Annotated in this window: 15 protein-coding genes and 1 riboswitch; of the genes, 4 read left to right on the plus strand and 11 right to left on the minus strand. The window is 72.3% G+C overall.

The window, feature by feature from the left end; all coding sequences use genetic code 11:
- Nucleotides 1-18: 18 nt before the first annotated feature.
- From JEK78_RS02035 to JEK78_RS02050, 4 genes are all read right to left on the minus strand, one after another.
- Nucleotides 19-1,212 (minus strand): glycine C-acetyltransferase, encoded by a 1,194-nt coding sequence (locus JEK78_RS02035; protein WP_200262378.1) that lies wholly within the window; start codon nucleotides 1,210-1,212, stop codon nucleotides 19-21.
- 26 nt (nucleotides 1,213-1,238) lie between these two features.
- The gene (gene tdh, locus JEK78_RS02040; RefSeq protein ID WP_200263944.1) at nucleotides 1,239-2,267 is read right to left on the minus strand and encodes an L-threonine 3-dehydrogenase; all 1,029 of its coding nucleotides are present in this window, start codon (nucleotides 2,265-2,267) and stop codon (nucleotides 1,239-1,241) included.
- A gap of 250 nt (nucleotides 2,268-2,517) precedes the next feature.
- Nucleotides 2,518-4,155 (minus strand): ATP-binding protein, encoded by a 1,638-nt coding sequence (locus JEK78_RS02045; RefSeq protein WP_200262379.1) that lies wholly within the window; start codon nucleotides 4,153-4,155, stop codon nucleotides 2,518-2,520.
- 355 nt (nucleotides 4,156-4,510) lie between these two features.
- Nucleotides 4,511-4,708: a hypothetical protein gene (locus JEK78_RS02050; protein WP_200262380.1), complete on the minus strand. Its 198-nt coding sequence runs from the start codon at nucleotides 4,706-4,708 to the stop codon at nucleotides 4,511-4,513.
- Between the two features lie 351 nt (nucleotides 4,709-5,059).
- On the opposite strand from JEK78_RS02050, the gene JEK78_RS02055 reads away from it, so the two are divergent.
- The 3 genes from JEK78_RS02055 (at nucleotide 5,060) to JEK78_RS02065 (ending at nucleotide 5,777) form a co-directional block, all read left to right on the plus strand.
- Nucleotides 5,060-5,242, plus strand: a complete 183-nt coding sequence (locus JEK78_RS02055) for a hypothetical protein (protein ID WP_200262381.1) — start codon at nucleotides 5,060-5,062, stop codon at nucleotides 5,240-5,242.
- A 65-nt stretch (nucleotides 5,243-5,307) separates the two neighbouring features.
- Nucleotides 5,308-5,505 carry a hypothetical protein gene (locus tag JEK78_RS02060; protein WP_200262382.1) on the plus strand — a complete coding sequence of 66 codons (198 nt, stop codon included), beginning with the start codon at nucleotides 5,308-5,310 and terminating at the stop codon, nucleotides 5,503-5,505.
- 77 nt (nucleotides 5,506-5,582) lie between these two features.
- A complete protein-coding gene (locus JEK78_RS02065; RefSeq protein WP_200262383.1) occupies nucleotides 5,583-5,777 on the plus strand; it encodes a hypothetical protein in 195 nt (64 codons plus the stop codon).
- 204 nt (nucleotides 5,778-5,981) lie between these two features.
- Here the strand turns inward: JEK78_RS02065 and JEK78_RS02070 are convergent, their stop codons facing one another.
- From JEK78_RS02070 to JEK78_RS02080, 3 genes are all read right to left on the minus strand, one after another.
- A complete protein-coding gene (locus tag JEK78_RS02070) occupies nucleotides 5,982-7,181 on the minus strand; it encodes an MBL fold metallo-hydrolase (protein ID WP_200262384.1) in 1,200 nt (399 codons plus the stop codon).
- A gap of 189 nt (nucleotides 7,182-7,370) precedes the next feature.
- A complete protein-coding gene (locus tag JEK78_RS02075) occupies nucleotides 7,371-8,156 on the minus strand; it encodes an SGNH/GDSL hydrolase family protein (RefSeq protein WP_200263945.1) in 786 nt (261 codons plus the stop codon).
- Between the two features lie 181 nt (nucleotides 8,157-8,337).
- The gene (locus tag JEK78_RS02080; protein WP_200262385.1) at nucleotides 8,338-9,321 is read right to left on the minus strand and encodes a M23 family metallopeptidase; all 984 of its coding nucleotides are present in this window, start codon (nucleotides 9,319-9,321) and stop codon (nucleotides 8,338-8,340) included.
- Nucleotides 9,322-9,325: 4 nt separating this feature from the next.
- Nucleotides 9,326-9,483: riboswitch (cyclic di-AMP (ydaO/yuaA leader) on the minus strand.
- A gap of 475 nt (nucleotides 9,484-9,958) precedes the next feature.
- On the opposite strand from JEK78_RS02080, the gene JEK78_RS02085 reads away from it, so the two are divergent.
- A complete protein-coding gene (locus JEK78_RS02085) occupies nucleotides 9,959-10,756 on the plus strand; it encodes a tyrosine-protein phosphatase (protein ID WP_200262386.1) in 798 nt (265 codons plus the stop codon).
- A gap of 24 nt (nucleotides 10,757-10,780) precedes the next feature.
- On the opposite strand, the gene JEK78_RS02090 is transcribed toward JEK78_RS02085, so the two are convergent.
- The 4 genes from JEK78_RS02090 to hpnH all read right to left on the minus strand — a co-directional run bounded on the left by JEK78_RS02090 (nucleotide 10,781) and on the right by hpnH (nucleotide 14,647).
- Entirely contained in the window at nucleotides 10,781-10,900 is a 120-nt protein-coding gene (locus tag JEK78_RS02090) for a DUF6126 family protein (RefSeq protein WP_200262387.1), read from the minus strand.
- On the minus strand, nucleotides 10,897-11,520 hold the full coding sequence (locus JEK78_RS02095) for an XRE family transcriptional regulator (RefSeq protein WP_242483233.1): 624 nt from the start codon (nucleotides 11,518-11,520) through the stop codon (nucleotides 10,897-10,899). The genes JEK78_RS02090 and JEK78_RS02095 overlap by 4 nt, the downstream gene beginning before the upstream one ends.
- Nucleotides 11,521-11,635: 115 nt before the next feature.
- Nucleotides 11,636-13,021 (minus strand): aspartate aminotransferase family protein, encoded by a 1,386-nt coding sequence (locus tag JEK78_RS02100; protein ID WP_200263946.1) that lies wholly within the window; start codon nucleotides 13,019-13,021, stop codon nucleotides 11,636-11,638.
- A gap of 600 nt (nucleotides 13,022-13,621) precedes the next feature.
- Nucleotides 13,622-14,647, minus strand: coding sequence for an adenosyl-hopene transferase HpnH (gene hpnH, locus JEK78_RS02105; RefSeq protein ID WP_200262389.1), 1,026 nt, complete (start codon nucleotides 14,645-14,647; stop codon nucleotides 13,622-13,624).
- Between the last annotated feature and the right edge of the window lies 1 nt (nucleotide 14,648).

Below are 14,648 nucleotides of genomic sequence, written 5' to 3' on the forward strand. Positions count from 1 at the left end.
GCCGGCGGCGGATCCCGGTCAGGCGTCGAGCAGCTCGCGGGAGGCCACGAAGGCCGTCACGGCACGCTCGACGTCCTCGCTCGAGTGCGCGGCCGACAGCTGCACGCGGATGCGCGCCTGTCCTCTCGGGACGACCGGGTAGGAGAAGCCGATGACATACACCCCGCGCTCCAGGAGGAGGTCCGCCATGCGGGCCGCTCGGGCGGCATCGCCGATCATCACCGGGGCGATGGCGTGGTCGCCCGCGAGGACGTCGAAGCCCTCCTCGTCCATCCGGCGGCGGAAGAGCGCGGTGTTCTCGGCCAGCCTGACGCGCAGGTCGTCGGCGGACTCCAGCAGATCGAGCACCTTCAGCGAAGCGGCGGCGATCACCGGGGCGAGGGTGTTGGAGAACAGGTAGGGCCTGGAGCGCTGACGCAGCAGCGCGACGATCTCGGCGCGGGCGGCGACATAGCCGCCCGAGGCCCCGCCGAGCGCCTTGCCCAGGGTGCCGGTGAGGATGTCGACCCGGTCCATGACCCCGTGCAGCTCCGGGGTACCGCGCCCGCCCGGGCCCACGAAGCCGACGGCGTGGGAATCGTCGACCATGACCATGGCGTCGTGTCGGTCGGCGAGGTCGCAGATCTCCCGGAGGGGCGCCACATAGCCGTCCATGGAGAAGACGCCGTCGGTGACGATCAACCTGCGACGCGCGTCGGCGGCCTCCCCCAGACGCCGCTCCAGCTCGGCGAGGTCACGGTTGGCGTAGCGCAGGCGACGCGCCTTGGACAGGCGGACGCCGTCGATGATGGAGGCGTGGTTGAGGGCGTCGGAGATGACGGCGTCCTCGGGCCCGAGCAGCGTCTCGAAGACACCCCCGTTGGCATCGAAGCAGGACGAGTAGAGGATCGTGTCCTCTTGGCCGAGGAAGGCGGAGAGTCGCGCCTCCAGTTCCTTGTGCACCTCCTGCGTGCCGCAGATGAAGCGCACCGACGCCATGCCGTAGCCCCACCGGTCCAGCGCTTCGTGGGCCGCCGAGATCACCTCGGGGTGGTCGGCGAGCCCGAGGTAGTTGTTGGCGCAGAAATTGAGCACCTCTCCGGGACGCCCACCGGCGGTGACCCGCACGGTCGCCGACTGGGGGGTGCCGATCACTCGCTCGGGCTTGTGCAGCCCGGCGGTGCGGATCTCTTCGAGGGTGCCGCGCAGATCGTCGCGGACGGAGTCGAACATCGGGGGCTCCCAGGGGGTGCGGGGACCTAGGCGGTCCAGTCGAGGATGACCTTGCCGCCGGTGCCGCCGGCGGCGTCGTCGAAGGCGGCCTGGAAGTCCCGGTGGCCGTAACGTCCGGTGATCACCGGGGAGAGGTCGAGGCCGCTCTCCAGCAGCACCGACATCGCGTACCAGGTCTCGAACATCTCCCGGCCGTAGATGCCCTTCACGGTGATCATCGAGGTGACGACGCGGGCCCAGTCGACGGAGAACTCCTCCGCCGGAAGCCCCAGCATGGCGATCCGCCCGCCGTGCGTCATGTTCGCGATCATGTCGCGCATCGCCTCGGGCTGACCGGACATCTCCAGGCCGATGTCGAACCCCTCGCGCAGGCCCAGTCGGCGCTGGCCCTCGGCGATCGTCGACCGGGACACGTCCAACGCCAGGCTCACACCGACCTTGCCCGCCAGCGCCAGCCGCTCCTCGCTGACGTCGGTGACGACGACGTTGCGCGCCCCGGCGTGCCTGGCCACGGCAGCGGCCATCAGGCCGATCGGCCCGGCCCCGGTGATCAACACGTCCTCGCCGACCAGCGGGAAGGACAGGGCGGTGTGGACGGCGTTGCCGAACGGGTCGAAGATCGCCGCGACGTCCAGGTCGACGGGGACCCGGTGCACCCACACGTTGGTGGCGGGCAGGGCCACGTACTCGGCGAACGCTCCGTCCCGTCCGACACCCAGCCCGACCGTCGCCCGACACAGGTGGCGCCGGCCCGCCAGGCAGTTGCGGCACGTCCCGCAGACCAGGTGGCCCTCGCCGCTGACCAGGTCGCCCAAGGCGATGTCGGCGACGTCCCGGCCCGTGTCGACGACCTCGCCGACGAACTCGTGACCGAGGATCAGGGGGGTGCCGACCGCCTGCCGGGCCCAGCCGTCCCAGGCCCTGATGTGCAGGTCGGTGCCGCAGATGCCGGTGCGCAGCACCTTGATCAGTACGTCGCCGGGGCCTATCGAGGGCTCGGGTACGTCCGCGAGCCACAGCCCGGGCTCTGCCTTCTCCTTGACCAGCGCCTTCAACGGCGTGCTCCTGACGGGTGCGTCCCGGGGCGCGGCGCGGTCCAGGCGGCCCACGTCCGGGGAGGTGAGGGGATCGCCGAGCAATCTGCCTCATCGCCGGCCCGTCCGTCCATCGAGGTTTTCTTAAACGCGCGCGCAGCTCTGCTTCACACCGGGGGCGGGGCCGACCGCCGCTGGTCGGCGCACACGCGGCCCGGCCGTTCGACGCGTGTCGCCTCCGGGCGGACCGGCTTTCCGTGCGGGCGCGAGGTCAACGGGACGGCGCGCCGCCCTCCTGGGGGGCGGCGGCCCGCCGGTCGGGAGGCGTGGGCGGTCGATCCTCCGCGCGCCCGAGGTCCCCTCGCAATGCCGCCGGGAATCCCGGGTCACGCGCCGGCATCGGCTCGGTGTGACGCCCGAGGGCCGGGTCGTCGCACCGCTCGGGCACCGGGTTCCCCGGGTCACCTCGTCGCGGAAGGGCGGGTCCGTCCAGGGTGTCGCGCACCGCGGTGTCGCGGGGCGCGGGCGGGGCCTGGGCGTGTTCCGGTGCTGGCCGCCGATCGTCCGGAGTCGCGCCGAGGGCGACCCCGGGGGGGTTGCCGTCGGCCGGGACCCGGCACGTGGGCGGCGGGGTCGTGGGGCGCGGCGGTTGCCGGGAGGTGGACTCGGGCGGCGCGGCGCCGGTCGGCACGGCCCCCCCGGCGGCCGGATCGCCCAGCAGTTCCCGAGGGACGACGAGCACGGCCTGGACCCCGCCGTAGATGTTGGACCGGAGGCGCACGTCGACTCCGTGCCTTCGGGCCAACTGGGAGACGACGTAAAGGCCGATGTGCCCGTCGGCGAGAAGGTGACCGACATCGACCTGGTCCGGGTCGGCGAGCAGGGCGTTGACGCGGTTCCGCTCTGCGGGCGACAGGCCCGGTCCGCGATCCTCGACCTCGATGGCCAATCCGGACGCCACATCGTCGGCACGGAGCAGTACCTGGGTGTGCGGGGCGGAGAACACGGTGGCGTTCTCGACCAGTTCGGCCAGCAGGTGCACGAGGTCGGCGACGGCGTGGCCGCGCAGGGTGCCGTCGACGGGCGGCACCAGCCGTACCCGCGCGTACTGCTCCACCTCGGCACCGGCCGAACGGAGCACCTCGGTCACGGGAACCGGGTTGTTCCACCGGCGACGGGCCGGGGCGCCGCCCAACACGGCGAGGCTCTCGGCGTGCCGGCGGATCCGGGTGGCGAGGTGGTCGAGTTGGAAGAGTCCCCTGAGGAGATCGGGGTCCTCCATCTCGCTCTCCATCGCGTCGAGAAGCGTGATCTCGTCGTGGGCCAGGGACTGCAACCTGCGGGCCAGGTTGCCGAAGACGTCCAGCTTCTGCCGGTCGCCCGCCTGGCTGGACAATCCCGCTGCCCGCACGACCGCCGAGACGGCGCCTTGGTGGGCATGGGCCAGATCGGCGGCGAGCAGGTCGAGGAGGTCGGCGCCCGCCGCGGTCTCGCGTCCGCGCGGCGCGCGAGGAGGCGGGCGCACTCCTCGGCGCAGGTCGTCGACCACGGCGCGGAGTTCCGCCTCCTCGCGCGCCGCGGCGCGCCGCAGGACCCCGACGCGGTCGTGCAGACGCCGGGCGAAGCGGTCGGCCAGGAGGTAGGAGACAAGGAGGGCGAGCAGGGCCACCCCCAGGGCGCCGAGAAGGGCGCCCCATCCGGTCGCGTCGAGCGGCGACGGCCCGAGGGCGCCCCAGACGGCCACGCCGCCGGCGAGTGCGACGACGCCCGCCGGCACCACGGTCAGCCGGACCAGTCGAGTCCGCAGGCGTCGTTCGGGCGGTGCGGAGAGTGTGCGCGGGGCCGGACGTCCGTGCCGGCCGCCCTCGCGACGGTCGGCGCGCGCGGACGGGGCGCGGAGGTGAGCCATCGATGTCCTCGTACCTGTCCGTCGGAAGGGGTGGGGCCCGCGTGCGCGCCGGGCGGGCGCACACCATGGCGGCGCCGGCGACGAGGATGCGCAGGCGGCTTCCCGTCGTCCGACGGGCACTCACGGTATTGGCGTACGAGGCGCGGAGAGGAGCCCGTCGGCAAACTCTCGCGGTCGGCGCCCCCTGTCTGATATGAGGGCGCGCACGAGGCCCCGTCGAGACGTGCGGCCCGCGCGACGGGGTGATCCGTCGCGGGACCAGCGGTGGCGAGTGGGCCCGGGAGCCCCCGCGCTGTCCGAGCGCACCGCCGGGAGCGCGAGGTGCCCTGCCGAGCGCGCCCGGGTCGTCGAGACGTCAGCCCGCCCCGGCCGCGACCGCCAGGCCCACGTAGGCGACCATCGTGAGCCCCAGGCCGTAGGTGGGAGTGAAGGTGACGGGGTCCGCGATCACGTCGCGGTTCGTTCCCTCGTCGTCTTCCCTCAGCTCGGTCGGCCCGGCGCAGGCGAAGGCGGCGACGAACCGGGCGCTGTCGGTGGTGGTCGTGCCGTCCATGCTCGTCACTCCTCGATCCGATGGGGGCGGCTCCGGCGTGGTCCAGTCTGGGCGTGGGGACAGACCGCCGGACTCCATCGGTCGGCCCCGCTCCCGGTGGGTTTCTCCCCCTCCGCCCGGCGGAACGGCGGGGGTGGCGGCGGCCCCGGGCGAGGAGGCGCCCGACCGGTCGGGGGAGAGCGGGTCCTCCGGGGCCCGGGCCGGGTGGTGGACCGCAGACCCGGCGAGCCACCCGCACGGTGGATATGTGTACGGCGCTCGTGGAAGCGATCCGCACGGGGCCGCGGGTCCCGCGCGGTGGACGGCGCCGGCCGGGTACCCGAGGGCTTGTCGTCTGATGAGGAAGTGGGCATGAACGCTCTGCGACTCGATGGTGCGGAACCGCTGCGGGAGGACCACCCGGGCTCGATCGACCACCGTGGTGGCCTGCTCGTGGCGGCCACACCCTGCTGTGTGATGGCCGTCGGCTTCATCGCGGCGGCGGTCGGGGGGCTGTCGTTCGGCGCGGCGGCGGTCGTGGAAGCCGCCGGCTGATCGGCGGCCGGTCCGAAGAGGGTCGGGGTCCCGCGGAGGGACTCGCGGCACCGAAAGGAGGAGTCTTGTTCGAGGACAGCGGGACCGCGTACGTGGCGAACGCGCCTTCCGGTTCGCTGGAGGAGCGGAACCAGGGGTATGTCGTACCCCGGTTCGTCTCCCCCGTGTCGGCGACACCGGGGGTCGTCGGATGTCTGGCCCTGGTGAGCGGAGTCGGCCTCAGCGTCGCGGGACTCGCCGCCTTGACGAATGCCGTCGGGTGAGTCCGTCGACGTGATCGGCGAGGGAGGACGCGAACCGTCGACGACGGTCGCGGAAAGTGAAGGGATGAGCAGCCTTGTTGGAAAAGGACACGATCGGGGATTCGTCCGCGGAGATCGCCGGCCCCTTGGAGGAGACCGCCCACGGGTGCGTCCTGCGTAAGGCGGTCACACCCGTGTCCGCGACGCCCGGTATCGCGGCGATCGGCACCGTGCTGGCCGTGGTCGGGCTCGGCACCATGGCGGCGTCCGCCGTCGTGGAGGCCATCGGCTGACCGAACGGGCCCGGGGCGGGGGACGTCTGCTGAGCCGGAGGCTCCGCCCTGGAGCCGGGCCTCCACCGGGACCCGGCGGGCCGACGTGCGCTCTCCGACCCGGGTTCGCACGTGCGTCGGCCCACGCCGGTCGAGGCATCCGGTCGGACCGGTCCGTAGGCCGCGGTCACGGCCGGTCGCCGACGCGCGAATCGCCCCTCGGCGTCAACGCCCCCCGGCGAGATCGAGATCCCCCTCGCTCCGGTCGGGCCCGCCCTCGGTCGCCGCGGGGTTCCGCCAAGGCCGCGACACGGGATCGGAGACCGCCCGCCACCACGCCTCCACGGGCAACCCGCCCGATGGTTCGAAGGGCTCGCCCGGTCGCGGGAACGCCGCCGCCTGGCCTGCCTCCTCGGCCGCGTCGCGCGTCCACTCGCCCGGCTCGGCCCAGGCGTGCGGCGCGAGGTTGAAGGTTCCCCAGTGGATCGGCAACAACACCCCGGTGTTGGTGGCCCCTCCCTGAAGATCGAGGTGAGCGCGGAGCCCCTCGTCGGGAGTCATGTGGATGTCGGGCCAGAATTCGGCGTAGGCGCCGATCTGGATCATGGTGGCGTCGAACGGTCCGTGCGCGGATCCGATGTCCCGGAAGCCGTCGAAGTAGCCGGTGTCGCCGCTGTGGAAGAGGCGGTGCTCCGCTCCGACGACGACCCAGGAGGCCCACAGGGTGTGCCCCGTGTTGCGCAGGCCCCGGCCGCAGAAGTGACGGGCCGGCGTCGCCGTGAGCGTGAGGTCGCCGACGTGGGTCGACTCGTGCCAGTCGAGTTCGCGGATCCGGTCGGCGGGGACACCCCAGTGTTCCAGGTGGGCGCCCACCCCGAGCGGCACGGCGAAGATCGCCTGGCCGTCGGCAAGCGACCGGATCGTGCCCATGTCCAGGTGGTCGTAGTGGTCGTGGGAGATGACGACCACGTCGACGGAGCCCAGCGCCGAGGGCGGGACCGGCATGGGGTGGAGTCTGCGCGGACCGATGAACGGGAAGGGCGAGCAACGCTCCCCCCAGACCGGGTCGAAGAGCACACGGCGATCGCCGATCTCGGCCAGCACGCTGGAGTGGCCCATCCAGGTGAGCCGGAGCCCGCTCTCGGCGGGCGTGGCGAGGTCGGCGAGCGTGGTGGTGTGGACCGGTATCGCCTCCCGGGGGGAACGACGACGTCGCGCCTCGGAGTCCAGGTAGAGCTTGGCGAGATCCCGCGAGGACGAGCCCGTCGGGCGGGTGCGCGCCGGGCCTCCGGGGTTCCGGAAGGCTCCGTCGGCGAAGTTCGGCGACCGACGGACGCGCGAGAGGCGCTCGCCTCGGGGTTCGACGCCCAGGGCCGCGGGGCGGGGCAGGCGGAACCCGGGGCTCGCGGGACGGAAGGCTGGCACGGTACCTCCAGGGCGGGTCGTACTGCTGGCGCGCACCCGGACACGTGTGCCGAGTGGGCACACGTGTCCGGGTTCGACCGAATGTACGCCAGAGGAGGAGTCCGCTGCCGAGTGGACCGAGGTCGCGGGTCGTTCGCAGGCCCGTCGCCGGAGCCTCCCGCGCCGCCGCGCGACCGCGCCGGGTGGTCGTCAGGCCACGGCGGCGATCCGGCTCCGGATGTCCTCGGGCGACACCGCGCCTTTCGGCGAGACGTGGTCGCCCGAGGACTCCCCTCGCAACCGACGCCCGATCCACGGGACGAGGTATTCGCGGGCCCACTGGACGTCGTCGCGCCGCACGTCCAGCGTGCCGCGAGGCGGAAGACGCGGCCAGGGCTGCTCCGGGTCGGCCGGGACAGGCAGGCCCAACGCCTGTCCGGCGCGGAGCGCGACCCGGGTGTGCCCCTCGGCCGACAGGTGGAGCCGGTCGGCGTCCCACGCCCTGCGGTCCTGGGTGCTTCGGAGCGACCACAGGTCCAGCACCGGGCAGCCGTAGCGGTCGGCGACGGCACGGACGTGTCCGTTGTACGTCGCGATCTTGCCGCGCAGGTGCCGCAGCACCGGAACGCCCCTGGTGTCGAACCCGGTAGTGACCAAGACCGTGCCCGCCGCGGCGGCGAGCGAGGCGATGGCCCGCTCGAAGCGGGCGGCCAGTTCGTCGGGGTCGCCACCGGGTCGGATGATGTCGTTGCCACCCGCGCAGAAGGAGACAAGGTCCGGTGCGAGATCGACGGCGCGCGGTACCTGCTCCTCCACGATCCGGTCCAGCAACCTGCCGCGCACGGCCAGGTTGGCGTAGGTGAACTCTCCCTCGGGCCGCCGGTCGGCGAGGAGGACGGCCAGGCGGTCGGCCCAGCCCACGAACGCCCCGTCGGGGCCGGGGTCGCCCACGCCCTCGGTGAAGCTGTCCCCCACCGCCACGTACGACCCGATCACTGCTCTGCTGTCGTTCTTCGAATCGTCTGACACTCGGACCATGATTCACCGAGAACCGCGACCTACGCGACCGTAGGCAGGGGGTGACACACGGTGAGAAGCGCCACTTCCGCGGCACGCGGCGGGCACGGCTACGGCCGGGCCCCGTGCGAGGCCCGGCCGTGAGCTGGTGGGACGCCGGTCAGAGGGAGACGCCCTGCGACCGCAGGAAGGCGATCGGGTCGACGTCGGAGCCGTAGTCCGGCGTGGTGCGGATCTCGAAGTGCAGGTGCGGGCCGGTCGAGTTGCCGGTGGAGCCCGAGAGGCCGATCTCCTGGCCCGCGGTCACCGACTGCCCCACCGACACGGAGATCGAGGACAGGTGCGCGTACTGGGCGTAGTGCCCCTCGTCGAGCTTGATGACGACCTGGTTCCCGTAGGCTCCCGCCGAGCCGGCCGAGACCACGGTGCCGGAGCCGACGGCCTTCAGGGACGTCCCGGTCGGGACGGAGAAGTCCGCGCCGGTGTGGTAGCCACTGGACCACAGGCTGCCGGCCTGGCCGTAAGCCGTGCCGACGGTGCCGCCCGGCACCGGGGAGACGAAGGCCGCGGAGTCGGCGACGCCCGCGGTCTGCGCCGGGGTCTCCTCCGCGGCGGGCTCCGCCGCCGGCTGCTCGGCCGCCTGGTCGGTGGATTCCTCGGCCTCCTGGGACGGCTCGGCCGTGGTGGGCGCGGCGGACTCGGTGGCCTCGGGGGCGGGCGCCTGGGCGGCGTCGGAGGAAGACGCGCCGTCCAGGGTGAGCTTCAGACCCGGGTGGATGAGCGAGGGGTTCTCGCCGACGGCCTCGCGGTTGTCCGCCCAGAGCCGCTGCCAGCCTCCCCGGACGTCCTGCTCGTGCGCGATCTTGGCGAGCCAGTCGCCGGAGCGCACGGTGTAGACGCGCTCGTGCGAGGACCGGTCGCCCTCTTCGGAGGCGCGGCGGTTGTCGCGCGAGGTGCTCTCGGCCCGGTCGCTCGCGCCGGAGTGGGCGACCTGACCGGTCGCGGGGGACTGCGCGGGGGCCGCGTGCGCGGTCACCGCCCCGACGAACGGCAGGGCGAGCGCGGCGCCACCGGTGCCGGCGACGACGATGGCACGGGTGAGACGGGTGGACTTGGTACGACGGTGCTTACCCCGGACGGGCATGGTGAGTTCCTCTCCGGCGCCTGCGAGGTGAGCTGTCGGGTGCGGACTGGAGATGTCCGGCCGTGCGCGGCACGACTTGACCCCTAGCCTGTTCCGGAGACCGGGACAGGCGGTGTTGCCTGTGGGTCCCCCGCTCCTGCCGGGTACGGGTGATGAGACGAGTTGGGTGGCGCTCCGGTCGGCGGCAGGATTAGGCGTCCGTCCGGATCGGTCGTGAACGTAAGGGACCGAAAGACACAGGAACAAGCCCGAGTCTCACAGGACACGGCCCGGACATGATCCAACCTCGACGCGGCCCGTCACACTCCGTCGACCTGCCCACCGCCCCGACCCCTCAACTCCCGCCGCCACCGCGCCTATTGCGTGCTCATGACAAGCAACGCACGGTCACCATATGACGCTCCTCACCCACTCCCGGCACACGCCCCCTCACTGTAGGGCGAGTTGACCCGAAAGGTTCAATTCAGACAGAACAACCAAAAGCCTTTCCGCTACCCAATAGGGGTGCGTGAAGCAGTCGCGGCGGTGGGGCGGAGCCGGGCGGGGAAGGGTCCCGCCCCGGGCGGCACATGCCGTATCGTCGAATCGGTGCCCGTCGGCCGGAACGCGCCGGCGGCAGGGAGAGGGAGGAGCCCCCTTGACTCAGCAGGTCCCCCCGACCGAGCCCGAACTCGCCGGTGTGCGCAACTTCCGCGACGTGGGCGGGCTGCCGACGACGGACGGCCGGAGGGTCCGGCACGGTGTCCTCTTCCGCAGCGGGCACCTGGCACACGCCACCGAGGCGGACGCCGCCTTCCTCGACTCCCTCGGCCTGCGCACGATCTTCGACTTCCGGAACGCCGCCGACCAGAAGCTGGAGGGGCCGGACGTCACGCTGCCCGGTGTGCGCAACGTGAACCTGCCGCTGTCCGACCCCGCCGAGGGCGCCGACTTCTGGAAACTGGTTCGCGACGGGGACCTGGTCCGGCTGCGCGAGACCCTCGCCGGCGGCAAGGGCGCCGACCGGATGATCGCCTCCTACCGGATGATCATCAAGGAGCGGACGATCGAACACTCCCGCGTCCTGCACGCTCTCGCCGAGGACGGCGTGCCCGTCCTGATGCACTGCGCGGCCGGCAAGGACCGAGCGGGCCTGTCGATGGCGGTCACCTTGTTGGCCCTGGGTGTGGAGCGGGAGGCCATCGAGGCGGACTACCTCAAGTCCGGCGCGGCGCACCGACGCTACCGGGTGCGCCTGGGCAACGCGGCCCGTCCCTCGGACGCTCTGGAGGTCATGGAGCTGCTCAACCCCTTCTTCGACGCGCGAGCGGAGTACCTCGCCGCCGCGTTCGACACCGTGGAGGAGACCTGGGGCGGCGTCGAGCCGTACCTGGAGCGGGGGCTGGGCCTCGCTCCGGAGACCCGGGCCCGGCTCCACGAGCGCCTCCTGGTCTGAGCGCTCCACCGAGTTCGGGGCGCTCTACTTCGCCCCCACCTCGAAGAGCAGATAGACGAAGGCGGCGAACACGTGCCCCACGGCGATGTAGATGATCAGGCGCACCCACAGGGCACGGGGGAACTTCTCCTCGAAGTCGCTCATGTCGCCTCTCCGGTGGTGTCCCCCAGGCACAGGGTGGCCGCGGGGCTCTGTAGCAGGGTGTGGACGAACAGCAGGTCCGCTCCGTCCGGGTCGGGGGCCACGATCCGGTGGGGGGTCAGGGACTCGAAGTGCGCGCTGTCGCCGGGATCGAGTCGGTGGACGGCGTCGCCGAGGCGCAGCGCGAGCCGGCCCCGCAGCACGTACAGCCATTCCTCGCCGGGGTGCACGCGGACCATGTCGCCCTGGGCCGCGTAGGGCACACGCACCCTCAGGGCCTGCATCCCGCGACCTGGCGCACCGGCCTGCCAGTACGTCCAGCCCCCGGCCGGGGCCGGCACGCTCTCCGCCGCGCGAACGACGGCCTGCCGGTCTCCGCCCCGCTCACCGAGCAGGTCGGAGACGGTCGTACCGTAGATCCGGGCCAGGCCGAGCAACATGGGGAGTGAGGGTTGGCGGCGCCCGGTCTCCAGGCGCGACAGGTGCGCGGGCGACAGCCCCGCGGCGCGTGCCGCCGACTCCAGGGTGAGCGCGGCTCGACGGCGGAGCTCCCGCAGCCGGGGAGCGACCGCGGAAGCCGACTCGGCAGGGTCGTCCGGCGATCCGGGTGCGGAAGGGTTCATGCGCTCCATTGGAACCCTTTCCTGCCTCGGAGGCAATTCGCGTGCCTCCGAGGCAAAGCGCGCTCGCGGCGCGGCCGGCCGCGCACTCCGGGCGGCCTCTTCGGCGGAGGTGCGCCTACCTCTGGGCCACCGCCTGCTTGACCAGCGTCCTCCCGAAGTCCCAGAGGAGGCCGGCGCCGTCGTGCGCGTCGTCCATGACCTCGACGAAGGCGCCGACGAAGCGCTCCACCTCGGGTTCTCCGATGATCAGCGGCGGGATGAGCTTGATCACCTCCAGCCGGTCGCCGGACACCTGGGTGAGGACTCGATGGCGCTGGAGCAACGGGGCGACCACCATCTGCGCGAAGAGCCCTCGCCGGGCGGTCTGGAGCACGGCCCAGCGGCTGCGGAGCCGCATAGACCTCGGCCTGCCGAACTCGATGCCGATCATCAACCCTCGGCCTCGCACCTCGGCGAGCAACTCGTAGCGGTCCACCAACTCGGCGAGCCGGGACTTCAGCAGACCCCCGACGGTCGCCACGCGCGAGACGAGTCGTTCGTTCTCGATCACCGACAGCACGGCGAGGCCCGCCGCCATCGCCTGCGCGTTGGACCCGAAGCTGGCGGAGTGGACCAACACGCGGTCGAGCGAGGAGTACACCTTCCTGAAGATCCACTCGCGTCCCAGGGTGGCGCCGATCGGGACGTAGCCGCCGGAGAGCGCCTTGGCGACACAAACCAGATCCGGCTCCACCCCGTCCTCGTGCTGGTAGGCGTAGAAGGCACCGGTGCGCCCCAGACCCGTCTGCACCTCGTCCACGACGAGCAACGCCTTGTGCCGGCGCAGTAGTTCCTGGGCGCCTCGCAGGTAGCCGGGGGGCGCCTCGTGCACGCCTTTGCCCTGGATCGGCTCCACGATCAGTGCGGCGACGTCGCCTTGGGCGAGTTCCCGCCCCAGGGCGTCCAAGTCGCCCAACGGAACGGGGGTGTCGGGGAGCAGGGGTGTGAAACCCCGCCGAAATCCGGGCTCGCCGTTGACCGAGAGCGATCCGGCGGTCAGCCCGTGGAACGCGTGCGCACAGTACAGGACACGTGGCCTGCCCGTGGCGTACCGGGCGAACTTCAGGGCGCACTCGACGGCCTCCGTGCCGCTGTTTCCGAAGAACACGCGGTCCAGGTGGGGGCTGTGTGCGAGGAGACGTTCGGCGAGCAGACCCGGCAGCGCCTGGCAGTCGAAGCGGGTCAGGTCTGGCAGCGAGGCGTCCAATACATCGTGGAGGGCCTTGCGGACGACCGGATGGTGCCGACCGAGGCCCATGACCCCGAACCCGGCCAGCATGTCCAGGTACTCGTTGCCCTCGGCGTCCCACAGTCGAGCACCCTCGGCACGCTCGTAGACCCGGTCGAATCCGATGGTGCGCAACAGCCGCGGAAGCTGCGCGTTGAGGTGGCGGCCGTGCAACTCGTACCCCTCGGCGCCGCGCTCGGCCAACAGCGCGCCGAGGTCGAACTCCTTGGTCATCATGCCCTTCCTTCGCTCTTCTCCTCGACCCGACGCCCCGGCCGGGTCGGGCTCGGCGCCGTCCGCCGCCTCCCGAGCGCTCGCCCCTCCGGCGCCGCGCGGACCGGCGCCGGCCGACCACGCGCACATGGAGACCGCGCCGGGGCCGTCCCGAGGGGACCCTTCCCTCCGGACCGGCGCGCGGAACGGCACGTGACCCACCGGGGGGGCTTCAGGCCCGCGACGAGGGAGGGCGTAGAGCCCGCGAAGTACGCCGGCGGTCTCGTGCCGAGGCACCGGAGGCGTCACCCCCTCGGTCGAGGCGGGCTGCCGACGCCTCCCGGCGGGGGTCCCGGACGCCGTCGCGTGCCGGGCCCGCGTGCGCGGACGGATACGACGCGCGGAAGCGGTCGTGGCCGCGGCGGGGCCCCGGCCGGCACACGCACGACCCGCCTCGCGTCGCGGAGCGGAGGGCGTTCGGCCGGGTGCGCGATCTCGGCGGCCGGGCGAGGCACCCCTGCCGGCGGGGCAGGGGCCCGCCGGGTCCCTCGGCGAGGTCGGCGCCGCGCCGTCCGACGCGCCCGGCTCAGCGCCCCCTCGCAGGGGGCGGCGGTCACGGGGTCACGTGCGCCCCTTCGACGAGACCGTCTCCCGCATCGCCCGCAACGATTCGCGCAGCGACCCCATGGTGGCGAGCACCGCGGTGGGCTCGTAGCCGCAGTGCGCCATGCAGTTGGCGCATCTCGGGTCCTTCCCCCGGCCGTAGCGGTCCCAGTCGGTGCTGTCGACCAGTTCCCGGTAGGTGGAGACGTAGCCGTCGCTCATCAGGTAGCACGGGCGTTGCCAGCCGAACAGCGAGTAGTTGGGAATGGCCCAGGCCGTGCAGGGAAAGTCGACCTTGCCCTCCAGGAAGTCCAGGAAGAGCGGGGAGTGGTTGAGGCGCCAGCGGCGGCGGTTCCCTCCGGCGAATGCCTTGCGGAACAGTTCCCGGGTCTGTTCGACGCCGAGGAAGTGTTCCTGGTCGGGCGCCTTCTCGTAGGCGTAGGCGGGCGAGATCATCATCTCGTCCACCGCCAGGTCGTCGTTGAGGTAGTCGAGGACCTCGATGACCGTCTGGGGCGTGTCGGTGTTGAAGAACGTCGAGTTGGTGGTGACTCGGAAGCCACGCTCCTTGGCCTCCTTGATGGCGGCCACCGCCTCGTCGAACACGCCTTCCTTGGCCACCGACTCGTCGTGGCGTTCGCGCAGGCCGTCGATGTGGACGGCGAACGCGAAGTACCGCGAGGGGGTGAACTTGTCCATCTTGGCGCGGAGCAGCACGGCGTTGGTGCAGAGGAAGACGTACTTTCTGCGATCGACCAACTCGCTTACGATCTGATCGATCTGAGGGTGCATCAGTGGCTCTCCGCCCGCGATCGAGACCATCGGGGCTCCGGACTCCAGAACCGCGCCGACGGCCTGCGCCACCGGCATGCGTTGCTTGAGCACGCCGGCCGGGTGTTGGATCTTGCCGCAGCCCTCGCACTTCAGGTTGCAGGCGAAGAGCGGCTCCAGTTCGACGATGAGCGGGAACTTGTCGCGCCGACGGATCTTCTGTTCGGCCAAGTAAGTAGCGACCTTGATGGACTGACGCAGCGGCATGGCCATC

Source organism: Streptomyces sp. HSG2, assembly GCF_016598575.1.
GTDB lineage: Bacteria > Actinomycetota > Actinomycetes > Streptomycetales > Streptomycetaceae > Streptomyces.